21 protein-coding genes, 2 tRNA genes and 1 other RNA gene are annotated in these 15,496 nt (G+C 53.7%); 11 read left to right on the forward strand and 13 right to left on the reverse strand.

Features of this window, described 5'->3' with window-relative positions; genetic code table 11:
• Window positions 1-65: 65 nt before the first annotated feature.
• From VMX96_01335 to ffs, 5 genes are all read right to left on the reverse strand, one after another.
• Window positions 66-758 (reverse strand): VTT domain-containing protein, encoded by a 693-nt coding sequence (locus VMX96_01335; protein HUU62557.1) that lies wholly within the window; start codon window positions 756-758, stop codon window positions 66-68.
• Between the two features lie 126 nt (window positions 759-884).
• Window positions 885-1,607 (reverse strand): VTT domain-containing protein, encoded by a 723-nt coding sequence (locus VMX96_01340; GenBank protein HUU62558.1) that lies wholly within the window; start codon window positions 1,605-1,607, stop codon window positions 885-887.
• Entirely contained in the window at window positions 1,582-2,472 is an 891-nt protein-coding gene (gene ispE, locus VMX96_01345) for a 4-(cytidine 5'-diphospho)-2-C-methyl-D-erythritol kinase (protein ID HUU62559.1), read from the reverse strand. The genes VMX96_01340 and ispE overlap by 26 nt, the downstream gene beginning before the upstream one ends.
• A gap of 78 nt (window positions 2,473-2,550) precedes the next feature.
• The gene (gene rsmA, locus VMX96_01350; GenBank protein ID HUU62560.1) at window positions 2,551-3,384 is read right to left on the reverse strand and encodes a 16S rRNA (adenine(1518)-N(6)/adenine(1519)-N(6))-dimethyltransferase RsmA; all 834 of its coding nucleotides are present in this window, start codon (window positions 3,382-3,384) and stop codon (window positions 2,551-2,553) included.
• A 26-nt stretch (window positions 3,385-3,410) separates the two neighbouring features.
• Window positions 3,411-3,675, reverse strand: an RNA gene (gene ffs, locus VMX96_01355) — signal recognition particle sRNA large type.
• A 275-nt stretch (window positions 3,676-3,950) separates the two neighbouring features.
• On the opposite strand from ffs, the gene VMX96_01360 reads away from it, so the two are divergent.
• Window positions 3,951-4,163 carry a hypothetical protein gene (locus tag VMX96_01360; protein ID HUU62561.1) on the forward strand — a complete coding sequence of 71 codons (213 nt, stop codon included), beginning with the start codon at window positions 3,951-3,953 and terminating at the stop codon, window positions 4,161-4,163.
• Window positions 4,164-4,568: 405 nt separating this feature from the next.
• Complete coding sequence (gene galU, locus VMX96_01365; GenBank protein ID HUU62562.1) at window positions 4,569-5,435, forward strand: UTP--glucose-1-phosphate uridylyltransferase GalU; 867 nt, start codon at window positions 4,569-4,571, stop codon at window positions 5,433-5,435.
• Here the strand turns inward: galU and lepA are convergent.
• The 5 genes from lepA to VMX96_01390 form a co-directional block, all read right to left on the reverse strand.
• Window positions 5,432-7,258, reverse strand: a complete 1,827-nt coding sequence (lepA, locus tag VMX96_01370; GenBank protein HUU62563.1) for a translation elongation factor 4 — start codon at window positions 7,256-7,258, stop codon at window positions 5,432-5,434. The genes galU and lepA overlap by 4 nt on opposite strands.
• A 201-nt stretch (window positions 7,259-7,459) precedes the next feature.
• Complete coding sequence (locus VMX96_01375; protein ID HUU62564.1) at window positions 7,460-7,858, reverse strand: hypothetical protein; 399 nt, start codon at window positions 7,856-7,858, stop codon at window positions 7,460-7,462.
• Between the two features lie 89 nt (window positions 7,859-7,947).
• A tRNA-Leu gene (locus tag VMX96_01380) sits at window positions 7,948-8,029 on the reverse strand.
• Between the two features lie 271 nt (window positions 8,030-8,300).
• Window positions 8,301-8,816: a hypothetical protein gene (locus VMX96_01385; GenBank protein ID HUU62565.1), complete on the reverse strand. Its 516-nt coding sequence runs from the start codon at window positions 8,814-8,816 to the stop codon at window positions 8,301-8,303.
• 227 nt (window positions 8,817-9,043) lie between these two features.
• Window positions 9,044-9,286 carry a transposase gene (locus VMX96_01390; GenBank protein HUU62566.1) on the reverse strand — a complete coding sequence of 81 codons (243 nt, stop codon included), beginning with the start codon at window positions 9,284-9,286 and terminating at the stop codon, window positions 9,044-9,046.
• Between the two features lie 120 nt (window positions 9,287-9,406).
• Between VMX96_01390 and VMX96_01395 the strand changes: the two genes are divergently transcribed.
• The gene (locus VMX96_01395; GenBank protein HUU62567.1) at window positions 9,407-9,643 is read left to right on the forward strand and encodes a hypothetical protein; all 237 of its coding nucleotides are present in this window, start codon (window positions 9,407-9,409) and stop codon (window positions 9,641-9,643) included.
• Between the two features lie 87 nt (window positions 9,644-9,730).
• Here VMX96_01395 and VMX96_01400 read toward each other — a convergent pair.
• Window positions 9,731-9,802 (reverse strand) — tRNA-Lys (locus VMX96_01400).
• Window positions 9,803-9,840: 38 nt separating this feature from the next.
• Entirely contained in the window at window positions 9,841-10,026 is a 186-nt protein-coding gene (locus VMX96_01405) for a tautomerase family protein (GenBank protein HUU62568.1), read from the reverse strand.
• Window positions 10,027-10,095: 69 nt separating this feature from the next.
• Here VMX96_01405 and VMX96_01410 point away from each other — a divergent pair, with 69 nt between their 5' ends.
• Window positions 10,096-10,260, forward strand: a complete 165-nt coding sequence (locus VMX96_01410) for a hypothetical protein (protein HUU62569.1) — start codon at window positions 10,096-10,098, stop codon at window positions 10,258-10,260.
• Here the strand turns inward: VMX96_01410 and VMX96_01415 are convergent, their stop codons facing one another.
• Window positions 10,261-10,986, reverse strand: coding sequence for a metallophosphoesterase family protein (locus VMX96_01415; GenBank protein ID HUU62570.1), 726 nt, complete (start codon window positions 10,984-10,986; stop codon window positions 10,261-10,263).
• A gap of 71 nt (window positions 10,987-11,057) precedes the next feature.
• Here VMX96_01415 and thiL point away from each other — a divergent pair, with 71 nt between their 5' ends.
• From thiL to VMX96_01450, 7 genes are all read left to right on the forward strand, one after another.
• Window positions 11,058-12,059, forward strand: coding sequence for a thiamine-phosphate kinase (gene thiL, locus VMX96_01420; GenBank protein ID HUU62571.1), 1,002 nt, complete (start codon window positions 11,058-11,060; stop codon window positions 12,057-12,059).
• Between the two features lie 29 nt (window positions 12,060-12,088).
• Window positions 12,089-12,580, forward strand: coding sequence for a tRNA (adenosine(37)-N6)-threonylcarbamoyltransferase complex ATPase subunit type 1 TsaE (tsaE, locus tag VMX96_01425; protein HUU62572.1), 492 nt, complete (start codon window positions 12,089-12,091; stop codon window positions 12,578-12,580).
• Window positions 12,581-12,628: 48 nt separating this feature from the next.
• Window positions 12,629-13,345, forward strand: coding sequence for a tRNA (adenosine(37)-N6)-threonylcarbamoyltransferase complex dimerization subunit type 1 TsaB (tsaB, locus tag VMX96_01430; protein HUU62573.1), 717 nt, complete (start codon window positions 12,629-12,631; stop codon window positions 13,343-13,345).
• Window positions 13,342-13,767, forward strand: coding sequence for a PaaI family thioesterase (locus VMX96_01435; GenBank protein HUU62574.1), 426 nt, complete (start codon window positions 13,342-13,344; stop codon window positions 13,765-13,767). Before tsaB ends, VMX96_01435 begins: the two co-directional genes overlap by 4 nt.
• 67 nt (window positions 13,768-13,834) lie before the next feature.
• Window positions 13,835-13,975: a hypothetical protein gene (locus VMX96_01440; GenBank protein ID HUU62575.1), complete on the forward strand. Its 141-nt coding sequence runs from the start codon at window positions 13,835-13,837 to the stop codon at window positions 13,973-13,975.
• The gene (locus tag VMX96_01445; GenBank protein ID HUU62576.1) at window positions 13,972-14,895 is read left to right on the forward strand and encodes a radical SAM protein; all 924 of its coding nucleotides are present in this window, start codon (window positions 13,972-13,974) and stop codon (window positions 14,893-14,895) included. The genes VMX96_01440 and VMX96_01445 overlap by 4 nt, the downstream gene beginning before the upstream one ends.
• A 259-nt stretch (window positions 14,896-15,154) precedes the next feature.
• On the forward strand, window positions 15,155-15,496 hold a 342-nt coding region (locus VMX96_01450), incomplete at its 3' end, for a nucleoside-diphosphate kinase (protein HUU62577.1).

The following is a 15,496-nucleotide window of genomic DNA, read 5'->3' on the forward strand; positions in this document are numbered from 1 at the left end:
CCAACACCACCTAGGTTCTAACAAAGCTGTGTCTTATATCGAGCGATACCGCCATGAATATCGATTCATGCCTTAAGTCGCCGCCACAGTATTATGATACTCACGGTCATAACCGCCAGACTAACACCGACGATTACCCAGCTCCACCATGGTAGCCCGCTCCACCATTCTCGCCCGCTCAATATCTCCCATCCCTTATAGGCCAGATAGCACCCAATGAGCGTCTTTGGCAAGCGTCCCGCGATGGTCGCCAGCAGGAATTTCCAGAAGGAGAACCGTAATGCTCCGGCGGCGATGCCAGCGACGTCGAAAGGAAGTGGGGTGAGGGCGAAGATAAATATAGTCGCACTGCCGTGGCGCCTCATCCAGTTCTCAGCCATTGTATACAACTTTGACTGCTCGTGAGTGATGATTGCGGCGCCTCCATAACCAGCAAGGTATGCGGTAGATTCACCCAGCCCACCACCAATAGTCGCTGCAACTGCCACCAGAGCCCAGTCGAGGGCGGGGTTGGCAGCGATGACCCCGATGATGGCGAAGCCGGGCAAGGGGAAAATAACAGTGGTGCTGGTTATAAAAGATACGATAAAGGCGCCAATAGTGCCATACTCCTCAAACCCTTTCATATATGGCCAGAGGCGATATATAGCATAGCAAAGGGCTGCTACCGCGATAAACATCACAGCTCCCAGCAGCCACCTAGTCTTTCCGCTTATCTCCCGTGGCTGGGAGATATGACGAACCATGCTAGCTAACAATGTGTTAGCGCCTTGCCATGGTCGAAACACGGTGAGCCTCCAAAACATCCCTGATAAGGTAACAACATAGTATCGCTTTTATCACGATATGCTCCGTAGCGGTATATACAATCATGCAAATCATCTTCATCCCTGCCTACGCTTCCATATTACTATGATGCCGACGATAATAACCGCCACGCCAACACCGATGATGACCCAGCTCCACCACGCGAGCCCGCTCCACCATTCGAGCTCGCTCAATATTTCCCATCCCTTAAGGGCCAGATAGCACTCGAGAAGCGACCGTGGCAGGCGTCCTGCAAGGGTGGCCAGCAGGAATTTCCAGAAGGGGAATCGCAGTGCCCCGGCGGCGATTCCCACAACGTCGAAAGGCAGCCAGGTAATGGAGAAGATAAATATGGTCGCACTACCGTAGCGCCCCATCCAGTTTTCCGCCCTCTTATACCTGGTTGAGTGTTCTGGAGCTATGACCACTGCGCCGCCGTAGCCAGCAAGGTATGCTGTAGATTCCCCAAGCCCCCCGCCGACCGCCGCTGCCAGTGCCACCAGAGCCCAGTTAAGGGAAGGATCGAGAGCGATAGCCACTATTGCAGCGATACCCGGTATTGGGAAGATAATAGTGCTGCTGGAGATGAATCCCACCAGGAAGGCGCCAAGATACTTATACTCCTTAAACTCTCCAAAGTAGTCGTAGAGGTGATAGATGCCATAGCAAATCAGAGCAATCAGGATGGCAATAACGGCTAATAGCAGCCACCTCTTCGTCCCTCTCAGTTCCATTAGCCAGAAGATGCGCTGAAGTAGGCTTGAGGAAGAGGTTTTAACCCTTCGCCATGGTCTGAACAAGATAAGCCTCCAGCCCCTCTCTTCTGAGGGAGCGATATAGCTTTTGCCCTTGAGCCTTACCCTGCACCATGGTGAAGAGGGTTGGGCCCGAGCCGGCGAGGTGAACATTGTCGGCTCCCAGCGCGAAAAAGCGCTGCCAGTATTCCTCCAGCCCTGCATAGGTGGCGAAGGCGATCCTCTCGAAGGCGTTGAAAAAGGAGGAGGGCGGAGGCTCACCCACCTGATGAAGTGAAGCTACCATACTCCTGGTGAATTGCCCCTCGCTGAAGCAGGATGGGTCCAGTGAGGCGTAGAGGCTCTCCGTTTTACGTGATGGGATAGAAACGGGTGGCCTGAATAGCAATACCTGTGAAGGGGGGAAGGTGGGTAGCGGGCTAATCCTCTCACCACGTCCTTCCCCGAGGGCGGTGCCTCCATAGAGGAAGAAGGCGGTATCGGAGCCGAGCCTCGATGCCAATGGCAGCATTTCATCCAGCGACAACCCCAGTCCCCACAGCTCGTTCAGCGCTCTTAAGGTTGCCGCGGCATCGCTTGCACCGCCGCCCAGCCCTGCGGCTATCGGAATGCGCTTTCTAATGGAGATTGCCGCCCCCTGCCGTGAGCCAGCGACTTCCTGAAGCAAGTTAGCTGCCTCCGTCACCAGGTTTGGTGGTTTTTCGTACTTTGGGGAGGGTGGGGAGAGTGCCAGGTCGGGATGGTTGCAATCCAGGCTTATACCGCGATGCTCTGCCAGGGACTCAAAAGAGAGCGTATCTTTGAGGTCGATCTGCTGGAGTACGGTGGCAACCTCGTGGTAACCATCGGCACGCCTGCCCAGCACCTCGAGGGTCAGGTTGATCTTTGCATAGGCAGAGACGGTTAGCATCTTTTTTCCGCACTTATAAAACGTCTCTTCATATAGGACGCTCTCAAGACGATCTATGTAGTCTACACTAATAGGGCATTAGTCCGGTTTAGAAAACACGCGATAAACCTGGGCCCAATCCTCCAGGCTTAGCGTCTCGGCGCGCCGACTCGGGCTTATCCCCGCCTGCTCCAGCAGGGCTTCGGCCTCACCCGCCGCCATCTCCAGACCCAGCGCCAGGGAATTTCGAAGTTTTTTACGTGGCGCTCTGAAACCGCCGCGAACGACACTAAAGAATTTGGCTTCATCTGTCACATCAACCGGGGGGTGCTCGTACAGGTCGATGCGCATAATAGCGGAGTCTACCTTGGGCTTGGGGTAGAAGCTCTTTGCCGACACGTAGTCCATGATAATGGGCTTGCCATAGAATTGCACGCTGATGCTAAGCAAGCTCATTCTCCCCGGCGGGGCCACTATAGCCTGAGCTACCTCCTTTTGCAGGGTAACTACCATAGAATGGGGCTTAATCCGGGACTCCAGAAAGTGGCGCAGCACTGCAGTTGCGATGTAGTAAGGTAGGGTGCCTACTACTTTATATCGGGTTTCAATATCCAGTAACGATGACGGGGCACATTCCAGGACATCGGTATTGATAATGGTAACATTAGGCCAGGAGGTGAGATTTTCCTGGAGGGCGGCAGCCATCCTGGTATCGATCTCGACGGCGATAACCCTGCCTGCTCCCTTCGCCAGCTCCCTGGTTAATATGCCCAAGCCGGGCCCCACCTCAACCACGGTATCAGCGGTGGTGAGCTCTGCTGCCGAGATCAGCCTCCTTAGCACCTGCTCGTCGACCAGGAAATGCTGCCCCAGACCCTTCTTTGCCTGAAGGTCGAGACGACGCAGTTCTCGCTTGGTTCGGTTGAGCAGCAACCCTCTGTCCATATAATAAAAAAAGGCCGTGCACCCACTGTCGACCCTGCCCCCTGGCTTGCCCCCTGCCAGCCAGCTCTGACCAGGCAGCCCTGCGGCACCCAGAAGACGCTACTTACCGCTGCTTCCTTCCGGACCTGACGGGGTTCATAGCCTACTGCCGCGCAGGACCCAGTCTTCAACGCCACTTAGTAGAGACAGTCCCAAAGGGCTCAAGACCTCGAGAGGGAGTTCCGCCCCGCTATAGCGGATTGCGGGTACAGGGCACCGCTAGCTCCCCGCCTAGCACGACCTCGTTCTGATACTAGCCTACACATAGTCCGTTGTCAAGCCACCGCCAAAACTGATCTCGTTCAGATAAAAGGGGAGTCCCCCGACATAATCGGGGTAAAAACACATAACAGGGCAGGTGGGAATAAATAGGTTCCTCCTTTCCAGATTCCTGTGAGCGAGGAGTATTAACCATCAACCATCACCAATCCCCGATTACTATCACTAATCCCTAATTCCCCAGTGTGACATGGGGATTGCCGCGCAATGACGATATGGGGTATGTTCAACTGTCATTGCGAGGACCCCGACGTGTCGGGGGACGTGGCAATCTCATTGATGTTCTGTCACGATACGTGGGGATTGCCGAGCAATCCATCCTGTCTATTTACATAGGTACAACCGAGGGTGAAAAGGCTTTTTCGTGCAGACTCCTGTCGATGGTTGGCAACACGCCAACCGTGGGAATTGAAGTATCTAATGCCGCTCGGGGTGAGCCCTTCGGCTAACTCAGGACGTACTTATCGGAAAGTGAACTGCCCCTCGACACGCTCAGGGCCAGCGGACTAGACTCCATTTTCGTAGCAATCTAACATGCCGCTTGCTGGCGGCACCACCGATGATGAAAATGTCGCATGTTTGCCCTGGCCTTGTCTGTCAGTGCTATGGAAGCAGGAACCCGGAGCCCGATGAGCCTGGATTCCCGCCTGCGCGGGAATGACATGGGCGTTTCATCTTATCCCGAGGCCGACAGGTCGGCCGACGCTTCGGCCCATATCAGGGCTCTATTTTCGTGGCAATGACAAAGAAAGTCGTTTTATTTTCTCGGCAATAACAGCAGGCTGTCAACCTTCTATCTGAATTAGGTCGAAGCCTTGCCTGTAAATGAGTTCTTCGTGTAGAATGAGAGGGTGATGGAGATCCGCAAGGCGGTAATCCCGGCAGCCGGTTGGGGCACAAGGTTCCTGCCGACGACTAAGGCCATCCCCAAGGAAATGCTCCCTCTGGCGGATAAGCCCCTTATACAGCATGTGGTTGAGGAGGCTAAGGCCTCGGGTATAGAGCGGATCATCATTGTAACCTCCTCGGGGAAAAGCGCCATTGAGGATTATTTCAGCCGGAACCGGGAGCTGGAATCTGCTCTTCAGCAAAAGGGCGAAACGGAGCTACTGGAGGAGGTGCGGCGCGTTGCCGCGCTGGCCGATATATCCTTCGTCAGACAGGAGGAGCCACTCGGGCTGGGGCATGCCATTCTCGCCACCAGAGAGCTGGTGGGCGATGAGGCGTTTATCGTTTCTCTGCCCGATGACATCTTCGATACCGAGCCTCCTCTCATTAAGCAGATGCTTGAGGTGTATCGGCGCTACAGGGGGAGTGTGATAGCCCTCCGGCGGGTGGCGAGGGAGGATGCCAGAAGATACGGTATGGTTAGGCAAGAGCAATTGGCGGAGCGGGTATATCGTATCCTGGACATGGTGGAAAAACCGGCGCCCGATGAAGCGCCCTCGGACCTGGCGATAATGGGCAGATATGTTCTAACCCCCGAGATCTTCGCCGCATTAAGAGCCACTCCGCCGGGAAGAGGGGGAGAGATTCAGCTAACCGATGGCCTGGCGCTCTTACTCAAGCAGCAAGCGATCTATGGCTATGCGTTTGACGGTACATATTACGATGCTGGTAAGCCATTGGGATTACTTGAGGCCTCTGTGTCACTGGGACTACGCCACCCCGGAATGGGCGCCGAATTCAGGGAATATCTGAAGAAGCTAGACTTGTACTAAAGCTTGAGCACCTCTACGAAGGCCTCGGGAGGCACCTCCACGCGTCCCACCATCTTCATGCGCTTCTTACCCGCAGCCTGCTTCCCCAGGAGCTTGCGCTTCCTGGTGATATCGCCCCCGTAGCACTTGGCGATGACGTCCTTGCGGTAGGGCTTGATATTCTCCCTGACGATGACCTTCTGCCCGATTGCCGCCTGAAGAGCGACCTCGAAACTCTGCCTGGGGATCAGCTTGCGCAGTTTATGTACCAGTGCCCTCCCCTGACGATAGGCCCGCTCCTGTGGTATGATGAGTGAAAGGGCATCTACAGGCTGGTTGTTTAATAGTATCTCCAGCTTGACCAGCTTCGCTGGCAGATATGCAGCGAGTGTGTAGTCCATAGAAGCGTAGCCCTGTGTACGTGACTTGAGCTGGTCATAGAAATCGACGATGATCTCAGCGAGGGGGACATCGTACTGGAGCAGAACACGCAGAGTAGCGCCAGCGTCCCGAGACTCCGACACCTCCTTAGCGAAATACTCCATCCCACGATAATCGCCTCGCCGTTCCTTGAGTAGTTCCATCACGCTGCCGATATACGTGACCGGGGTAATGATACTAACCGATATCCAGGGTTCCCTTAGCTCCGCGATCTCTCCCACTGGGGGCATCTTCGATGGGTTTGATACAGCAATCTCGGTGCCGTCGTTTTTTGTGACCTCGTATTCGACGCTGGGGGCGGTAGCTAGCAGATCGAGCCCATACTCCCGCCGCAGCCGCTCCCTGACGATCTCCATATGGAGCAGCCCCAGGAATCCGCAGCGAAAGCCGAAGCCAAGTGCAGCGCTGGTCTCCGGCTCAAAGGAAAGGGAAGCGTCATTGAGACTGAGCTTCTCTAGCCCCTCGCGAAGGTCATTGTAATCATCGCCCACCAGGGGGTAGAGGCCGGCAAAGACCATGGGCTTGATGGGGCGGTATTCGGGAAGCAGCTCCGCGGCACCCCCCTGGGCAAGGGTGATGGTATCGCCCACCGGGCACTCCGCAATGCTTTTGAGCCCGGTGGCCAGGTAACCCACCTCGCCGGTGCTGAGACGCGCCACCGGGGTTAGACCCGGCCTGAACACGCCGATCTCCAGGGCTTCAATGGGTCTCCCCCTGGACATCAGCCTGAGTTGCTCCCCTTTAGAGACTGCCCCATCGACCACCCGCAGATAGGCTATCACCCCCTTGTAGGGGTCGTACTTCGAGTCGAAGATGAGCGCGCGCAGTGGCCCCTCCGTCTCCCCTCCAGGGGGAGGGATCCTCTGTATGATAGCCTCGAGGATGTCTTTTATCCCGACCCCTTCCTTGGCTGAGGCGAAGATGACCTCGCTACCAGGGAAGCTGATGATACTCTCCAGCTCCCCGGCTACCTTCTCCGGCTGTGCATAGGGCAGATCGATCTTGTTGATTACAGGGATGAGCGCCAGTTTATGCTCCCGGGCGATATAGACATTGGCGAGGGTTTGCGCCTGGATACCCTGAGCGGCATCCACCACAAGTATCGCCCCCTCGCAGGCGGCCAGGCTGCGCGAGACCTCATGGGTAAAATCGACGTGCCCTGGGGTATCGATAAGGTTGAGCTGGTACTCCGCGCCATCGGAGGCTATATAGCTCATCCTCACCGCCTGAGCCTTGATGGTGATACCCCGCTCTCGCTCCAGTTCCATCTGGTCGAGGAACTGCTCTCGCATCTCCCGCTTGCTGATGGTGCCGGTTAGCTCGAGCAGGCGGTCGGCCAGCGTGGACTTGCCGTGGTCGATGTGGGCTATGATGCAGAAGTTCCTGATGTGGCTCTGCTCCATGGTAGCATCCTAGCATACAGCAGGGCTAATCTCAAGCTCTTCTGTTTAGCTAACCCTACAGTCGTAATTATGAAATCGGGCCGCTTTGCCAAAACCTCAAATTCTGCCAAACATAAGTCTAGGTGGGATAAACAAAGAAGCCTTCCAGCACAGATGCCGGAAAGCTTCTTTGTACAAAAGCGCAGCGCTTGCTCTATCTGATTACTTCTTGGCTGCCAAAATTCCTACAAGAGAGCCAAGAACTATAAGAAGCGCTCCCGTTGCTGAGAATGCCATCTTGGACGGCGTTAAGAACATGGAAAGTACCGAGCCCTCGGCGGGTCCTACCCAACCCATAATCGAGTTTAACAGAATCCACAGCGCCACCAGAAAGGCGATAACGGCAAGCCCCATCTTAGCGCCCTTACCCTTTGCCGTAAGCCAGGCTACAGCAAACCCTACGCTGAGGAGCGCTGGCCAGAGATGGGCATGGAACGTCGGGTTAATGGAGGTGTAGACTATCATGAGCATGCCGACGAACGCCAGGATGACAAAGACCAACCCCATTATATTTACCACTATCTTTTTTATCGTATCTGGACCGACCATCGATTCTAACATCCTTTTCCCTCCCTTTCAGTTTCTCTCGAGGTAACTGCCGGAGCCAGGTCACTGACCTGAAATATTTTTTCATATAATGTCACCTTTCGTGGGGAAGAGGAGATTCGAACTCCTACGCCCGAAGGCACATGATCCTAAGTCATGCTCGTCTACCAGTTCCGACACTTCCCCGTATCAACTGTCGAAGCTAAATCAGCCCGGCCTATATTAACGCGACCCTATCTCCTCGGCTAACTGAGGGGAGCGGCTGATGTGCGTTTCCTCCGTATCTACCACTATGTTGATAAGGCTCTGCGGGATCCTCGAACCGCACAATGGAATCCTAGCACAGTTCGAGGCCCTTCTCAAGTTTTTATTTCAAAGTGGATCAAGGGCCAATAAGAAGCCTTCCAGCACACGGCTGGAAGGCTCTTTTCGGTCAATATCTTATAAGTATGCTCTACTAGGCTCGGCGGGCGGCCATTATCCCCATGAGGCCGCTGACAAGGAAGAGCAGCGATCCGATTCCACCCATGGCGTAGGCGATTGCGGATGTAATCGTGGACTCGGTTAATCCGCCCAGTCCCGCTGTAATGTTCGCTACGGTTGTGATGTTCGCTAAGTCATTAGCAAACAGGTCCCAAAAGAGCTGATAACCATACGTTACCGCATCGGCCTCGGCAGGATGGTGTATGTATGACGACCACCCATATAGCACTGCCAGCGAGTTATACAGCAAGAACACGAAGGCAGCCAGCGTGATAAGAGCTATACCGTACCTAGCGATCTTGGGGGCATTGCGCCACAGGCACCACACGATGGCGCAGAACAACACCACAAGGGCTGTCGTGCAATAGGCCAGAAAGAAGGGCTTGTAGGTGGTCGCCACAATAATAAGAGCCCCTATCAGGGCAAAGATCCAATAACGTCCCCCCAAGCTACCCAACTGGCTTTTGATATCCTCCATCTTTTCAGCCATGTTTTATCCTCCTCAGTAAACTCCAAGAAAGCCATGCTTTTCTTGGTAGGATCTTAGTCAGGCCATTGGCCTGGGTCAATTATGCCATAGGACCTCCTTTCCTGGGGAAGAGGAGATTCGGACCCCTACTCCCGAAGGCACGTGATCCTACGTCATGCCTATCTACCAGTTCCGACACTTCACCACTACCAAATTGTCAACGCCTGGAAATTCATAATTGGACTATGCTACACCGTTTCTTCGATTCTGTCAAGTAAGGGGCGGCTCTTTGTTATATTTACGTGGAAACAGCTACGAGATGGTACAAGCCCCAGCAGCATTTTTCTCCAGTAGACCTCCACATTCCTTATGCCATATGAGTTGCGCTTCAGCATCTTTATCTTGGTGTTACATCCCTCGGTATACCCATTGGTCGTCCGGTTACCTAAGTGATTTAAAATGGGCTCCCTCCATAGCTTTTGGTAGTGAATCCGCTGATGAGCGAGGCGAACCCGCTATTGGTAGCCACACTCCACTCATAGGTATAAGAACCCATATCAGTCCATACCAGGTGAACGGTCGCCACGTCATAGAAGATTGTGCCTGTATCGGTGGCAAGGTTTACTGGTGAAAGGAGCGTAATAGTTGAAGGGTGGATAGGTGTCAGCGTAGGCGTAGGAGTAGGTTTTAGCGTAGGTGCAGTGGTAGCCGTAGGCTTTGTAGTAGGTGTAGGTGTAAGAGTGATCTCTTTTTCAGGCCATCCTGTGACTGCTAGTGTAACTAGCGCAGTTAAAACTGGAAGGAAAAAGAGGAGGGCGTCTACCCGATCTGAATATGAAGATGCTTGAATAAATAATCCCGGACAATTGATGAAGAAAGCGATAGAAGATGCCAGGAGTTAAGCGGAGTGTTAAGCGAAAAAGAAAAACAAGATGTGAGCCGCCAGGGACTCGAACCCTGAACCTACTGATTAAGAGTCAGTTGCTCTTCCATTGAGCTAGCGGCCCAGTGGCAGAAAACACCATAGCATCTCCATATTGCAAAGTCAAGACTGGGAAGAGAGAACCCCACCGATAGCCCAGTTCTCCCTTGCCACATCCTCGAATATCACGGTAGTTGCCTCCGGGGTGGTGTGCGCGATGGTAACAATCGCCTCGGTTATCACCCTGGCAAGCTCCGCCTTCTGAGATTTGGTCCTGCCTTGCCACATCTCCACCCGAACAATGGGCATTCCTATCACCTCCTCTTGCTAAGATTTTCCTGCCGTAGTATATTAATTTAGGCTACTGTGGAGTTTAATATGGGTCCCAGCCTCTGGCATCGAATCAAGCTCAGGTTTAAGAAAGCACAGGGGAAGAATATCTTCCTCTGCGATAGCTGCAAGTGGGACTGGCGAAGCACCTGCCACCGCCCCGAGCGTCCCAATGCAACCTGGTGCACCGACTACGATAAACGGGGCAAGTAGTTACCAGCCATGGCTGAGCCGCGTCACCAGGAAGGTTGGTAGCTCCTTTTGCACCATCCTCTCTTGAGTATCCGCGATGTCGTAATCGATGCGATAATAATAGATTACCTTGTCCCCTTCGTCATAGATAGCATATGCCGCGCGCGGGTCTCCATCGCGTGGCTGACCGACGCTGCCGGGATTAATGATCAGGCGGTTTTCTCCCAGCCTCAGCGATTCGGGCATGTCCTTGAGCAGGCAGGTTTCGCCGACATGCTCAAAGACTAGGGGGACATGGGAATGTCCGATGAGGCAGTACCTGGTCTTAAAAGAGCGGAAGTTATCCCTGGCGCTTTTCTCCGATAGCACGTATTCCCAGATTGGATCGCGCGGGCTTCCATGGGCAATGGTGAAATCACGATGAGTTAGCGTCAGGGGAAGGCTCTCCAGGTATTTTACATCCTCAGCGCTTAACTGCTCGCCGGTCCAGCGGCATGCCTGGGCGGCATCCGGGTTGAAATCCGAAATATCAACCTTGCCAATGGCAGCCCAGTCATGATTTCCGGCAACACAGAGGTGAGGACGGTTACGGAGCAGCGCAATGCAGGCTGAAGGGTCAGGTCCGTAACCAACGACATCGCCCAGGCACCAAAGCTCCTCCACTCCACCCTTTTCTGTGATGTCCTGGAGCACTGCCTCAAAGGCGGCCAGGTTTCCGTGAATGTCTGCCAGGAGCGCATACCGCATCTCCTCTCAAATATACCAGCTTTTATCGATCTTGGCTAGATAAGTCAGGCCAGAGCGGGTATAATCGTGATATGAAAGTCTCAGAGTTGGGGGAGTTTGGGCTTATTGAGCTCCTGGCCAAAATTGTGGGGCAACCAAAGGGCAAGCAGGTGCTCATCGGTATCGGTGACGATGCTGCCTGCTGGCGCACCGGGGTCTCCACACAGATTGCCACCAGCGACTCCCTGATCCAGGATATCCATTTTACCCTGAGCACCACCACCTGGCGGGAGCTGGGATGGAAGGCGCTTGCGGTGAACCTGAGCGATATCGCCGCTATGGGTGGCCTTCCCCAGTATACCCTGGTGTCGCTGGGGCTGCCCGGAGATATCGAGGTAGCGAGCGTCGCAGAGCTCTACGAAGGGATAGAGGAGCTGGCGCGCCTTTTCGATGTGTCCATCGTGGGTGGGGATTCGGTCGGTGCACCGGTGGTAATGGTGAGCCTGGCGGTGGTGGGCAAGGCTCAAAAAAACCAGAGCGTCCTCACCCGCTCAGCAGCGGTTCCCGGGGAACTGATTGCGGTAACGGGATATCTGGGTGCATCTGCGGCGGGGCTGGCAATACTCCAGGGAGTACTCGAGCTTTACCTGAAAGACGAGGAGACTGTGGGCACGCTCAGGGAGGCACACCTGAGACCACATCCCCGCGTCGTGGAGGGGCAGGCCCTGGCACGCCACGGGGTTAAGGCTGCAATTGACCTGAGCGATGGGCTGGTAGGTGACCTTGGCAGGTTATGTAAAGCAAGTGGGGTGGGTGCACGGCTATTTACCTCCCAGATCCCTGTTCACCCTTTGGTTCGAAACTCCTTCGGGGGCGATGCCATACAGCTGGCCCTATCAGGGGGAGAGGACTATGAGCTTCTTTTCACTGCCCGTAGCGAGGTTATCGACAGGGTGAGGGGGGCGATTGCCTGCCCGGTGACGGTGATCGGCGAGACCGTTGCGGAGCCAGAGATGGTTAAGGTTATCGATGAACATGGGAACGAGTTGAGCGTTGAGAAGGCTGGCTGGGAGCACTTCGTAAAGGGAAGATGAGGAAGATTAGTAGCTTGAAAAAGGGGGCATTGACGCACTTTTATAGCGAGAGCCCGGAGGAGACACAGAGTCTCGGTGAGGAGCTGGGGAGGCTATCACAGGCAGGAGATCTGTTTCTGCTCGTTGGTGGACTGGGGGCAGGCAAGACCTGTCTCACCCAGGGCATCGCCTGGGGGCTGGGCATCACGGGCTATGCCACCAGCCCCTCCTTTGTGGTAATCAATCAGTATCAAGGGAGACTTACACTGTATCATGTCGACCTTTACCGCCTGGACAGCATCGATGAGGTCGTTGAGCTCGGAATGGACGATTATCTATACGGTAGCGGTGTTTGCGTGGTGGAGTGGGCGGAGAAGGCGGTGGGGGTGCTTCCCCAAGAGTATCTATTGGTGGAGATAAGCCTCCTCTCGGATACAAGCCGCAATCTGGTTCTGAATCCCAGCGGAGAGCGCTATATCGAGATGCTTTCCTGGCTTAAACCAAGACCGAAAAGTGCGAAAAGAAAAAGGTCTCAGAGTTGATGGTATAGCCAGTGCCCAAAGCAAAGCCGATCAAGTAAAAGTGTAAAAATGGAGCTTGCAATAGATACCGCTACGGAGATTGCCAGCATAGCCCTATCCAGCGAGGGTAAGGTGGAGGCGGAGATGAGCTGGCCTTCAGGGCAGAATCACACGGTAGAGCTAATCCCCAACCTGCTTCACCTGCTCCGTCAGGCTAAGATAGAGCCTGGGGGGGAGACGGGGGGTGTGTGGAGAGATAAGATCCAGGCTATCATCGTATCCAAAGGGCCGGGCAGCTTCAACGGCTTGCGTGTCGGGTTCGCCACGGCGAAGGGACTGGCCTTCGCACTGGACATACCCATGGTGAGCGTCGGGACGCTGGAGGTGGAGGCCTACCCCCACGCCCCGACTGGTCTCCCCGTATGCCCGGTACAGGATGTGGGGCGCGGCGAGATCGCAACTGCGCTGTATCAGGTGGAGGACGGCGAGTGGCGCCAGCTTGTCGAGGAGTATATCACTACTGTGGATAAGCTCTGCGAAAAGACTAGCTCGAAGACTGTCTTCTGCGGACGTTTTTCGGAGAGGTCGTCTGATATCGCCCGGCGCATCGAGGAGATGATGGGGGAGAAAGCTGTAATATTGGATAACACATTCTGCCGCGCTGGATTTCTGGCGGAGCTGGGCTGGAAGAGGCTTGAGAGGGGTGAGCGCGACGATGTTGCTACTGTTCAACCGCTGTACCTACGCCGTCCTGCCATCACCAAGCCGAAGAAGGGGAAGAGATGAGCATATGGAAAGATATGGCATTATGGGATACCAAAGACGTACCCATGTGTTTTGGCTGCGGCCGCGATAACACCATCGGGCTAAAGCTTGACTTCCACCAAGAGGGGGAAAGCGTTAGAGCGGAATTCATCCCAGGTGAGCTGTATCAAGGATGGCCCGGAGTCGTTCACGGCGGCCTCATATGCACAATGCTTGATGAGGTTATAGGCTATGCTGCTGGTTACCAGGGCCTGTATGCTGTTACGGTCAAGATGGAGGTGTGCTACAGAAAACCTGCCATGATTGGTCAGCGGCTGCTCCTCTGCGCTGGGGTAAAATCTGTAAGTGGGCGGACTGTCGTGTGCGATGGCGAGATACGGTTGGAAGACGGCACGCTTATAGCGGAGGCACACTCTGAATTGCGTATAATTAGGACTGACTAGGAGATTGCCATCATGCAGCTGTTCCACCTGTGCCGATTGGCAATCATTAAAAACGAAGGTGAAGAAAATGACAGTGTTAGAGGATGGCACCTCGGTAGCAGAAGGCAAAGCAGTGATGTATATTGTGAAGGAGGCCTGGCAGGTGGGTAAAGCCGCAAATTTATTTTGGACAGGCTATCTAGGTAAAAGTCAAGAGGATCCGAGATGAGCTTTGAAAGGCCGCTAATCATTCGTCCGCCGAGTGAATGGAAAAGTTATTTCCTTCCATTAACCAGTGGCTGTTCGAATAATACTTGTGCCTTTTGCGGTTATTTCGGCTCAAAGTTACAGATGAGAGATATTGAGGGGGTTAGAAAGGAAATCGATGCCCTGGCTGCATTGGTGAGTTATGGTTTAGACATCCCAGGCGTAGAGATATCGCCACTCGATTATTGGGATGGGAAAAGAGTATTCCTGCAGGACGCTGATGCTTTAGTTTACCCTTTCCCAAAGCTAAAGGAAATTCTTGAATACCTTAATAAAAAATTCCCTAATCTGGAAAGGATTGCTGCTTATGCTACTCCCCAGGATCTTTTAAGGAGGGACGTGGCGGAGTTAAATACTTTAAAAGAGCTAAAATTGGGGATTCTTTATACCGGTTTAGAAAGTGGCTCGGATGAAGTGCTTCAAAGAGTGAATAAGGGATTAAATTCTAATCAGATTATTAAGGCAGCAAGGAAAGCTAAGGAAGCAGGTGTCACTATGTCAATAACTGTTATTTTAGGACTGGCAGGAATTGAGGGGAGTGAAAAACATGTCGAGGACACGGCTAGAGTACTCTCAGAGATTGATCCAGAATATGCTGGTGCCTTAACTCTAACCTTGGTTCCTGGCACGCCACTTTATGAAGAATGGAAAGAGGGTAATTTCCATCTGATTTCTCCGTTCCAGTCTCTTGAGGAGTTGAAAACTATTATAGAGCGAGCTAACTTTACTAATTGTTTCTTTAGCTCGATGCATGCCTCAAATTATCAAGCTATTCGGGGGAGATTGCCTCAAGACAAAGAAGGTATGATAGAAGAGTTAGGATATGTTTTAACTAAAAGGGATCCATCTTCGCTTCGGCCAGAGTTTTCAAGGGGATTGTGAAAAGAGGACTGAGAACGGAATAGTGGCCACAGATGTTGAATTCGCATCCTGGGGAAGGTGAAGGGGTTACATTATCCCTATGCTATCATTCACTTGTTGCATTACCGAGGGCCGCACTAAAGAGGAGACTTCAGCTAATACTAAAGAGGCCATTCTCTGTCATATTGAAGGATTAAGAAAAGCGGGTGAGCGGTACCGGGCGAGGAGTGTACTCTAGAACCTGTAAAGACCGTCACAAGAACTTTCGTAAGGAGTAGTTATGAAGCGGACACTCGTACTATTGAAACCGGATGCCCTGGAGAGGGGGCTTGTGGGGGAGATTATCTCCCGCCTTGAGGGGCAGGGGCTCAAGATCGTGGCGGTGAAGATGATCTGGGTGGATGGGGCGCTGGCGAAGCGCCACTACGCTGTCCATGAGGGCAAACCATTCTTCGAAGGGCTTGTCGAATTTATCACCTCACGCCCGATTATCGCTGCCATCTTCGAGGGCGAAGATGCGGTAGCAGTGGTTAGAAATGCTATGGGTGAGACCGACCCGGCACGCTCTGCACCGGGGACCATCCGGGGGGACCTGGCACAGGATATAGGGCGCAACCTCATT

The organism is Dehalococcoidia bacterium (genome assembly GCA_035528575.1).
GTDB lineage: Bacteria > Chloroflexota > Dehalococcoidia > E44-bin15 > E44-bin15 > DATKYK01.

Excerpts from the sequence above, each read along its gene's own strand:
- ispE (HUU62559.1), bottom strand. The coding sequence starts at position 2,472 with ATGCTAACCGTCTCTGCCTATGCAAAGATCAACCTGACCCTCGAGGTG.
- galU (HUU62562.1), top strand. The coding sequence starts at position 4,569 with ATGGAGATCCGCAAGGCGGTAATCCCGGCAGCCGGTTGGGGCACAAGG.
- lepA (HUU62563.1), bottom strand. The coding sequence starts at position 7,258 with ATGGAGCAGAGCCACATCAGGAACTTCTGCATCATAGCCCACATCGAC.
- VMX96_01375 (HUU62564.1), bottom strand. The coding sequence starts at position 7,858 with ATGTTAGAATCGATGGTCGGTCCAGATACGATAAAAAAGATAGTGGTA.
- VMX96_01385 (HUU62565.1), bottom strand. The coding sequence starts at position 8,816 with ATGGCTGAAAAGATGGAGGATATCAAAAGCCAGTTGGGTAGCTTGGGG.
- VMX96_01405 (HUU62568.1), bottom strand. The coding sequence starts at position 10,026 with ATGCCCATTGTTCGGGTGGAGATGTGGCAAGGCAGGACCAAATCTCAG.
- VMX96_01410 (HUU62569.1), top strand. The coding sequence starts at position 10,096 with ATGGGTCCCAGCCTCTGGCATCGAATCAAGCTCAGGTTTAAGAAAGCA.
- VMX96_01415 (HUU62570.1), bottom strand. The coding sequence starts at position 10,986 with ATGCGGTATGCGCTCCTGGCAGACATTCACGGAAACCTGGCCGCCTTT.
- thiL (HUU62571.1), top strand. The coding sequence starts at position 11,058 with ATGAAAGTCTCAGAGTTGGGGGAGTTTGGGCTTATTGAGCTCCTGGCC.
- tsaB (HUU62573.1), top strand. The coding sequence starts at position 12,629 with ATGGAGCTTGCAATAGATACCGCTACGGAGATTGCCAGCATAGCCCTA.
- VMX96_01435 (HUU62574.1), top strand. The coding sequence starts at position 13,342 with ATGAGCATATGGAAAGATATGGCATTATGGGATACCAAAGACGTACCC.
- VMX96_01440 (HUU62575.1), top strand. The coding sequence starts at position 13,835 with ATGACAGTGTTAGAGGATGGCACCTCGGTAGCAGAAGGCAAAGCAGTG.
- VMX96_01445 (HUU62576.1), top strand. The coding sequence starts at position 13,972 with ATGAGCTTTGAAAGGCCGCTAATCATTCGTCCGCCGAGTGAATGGAAA.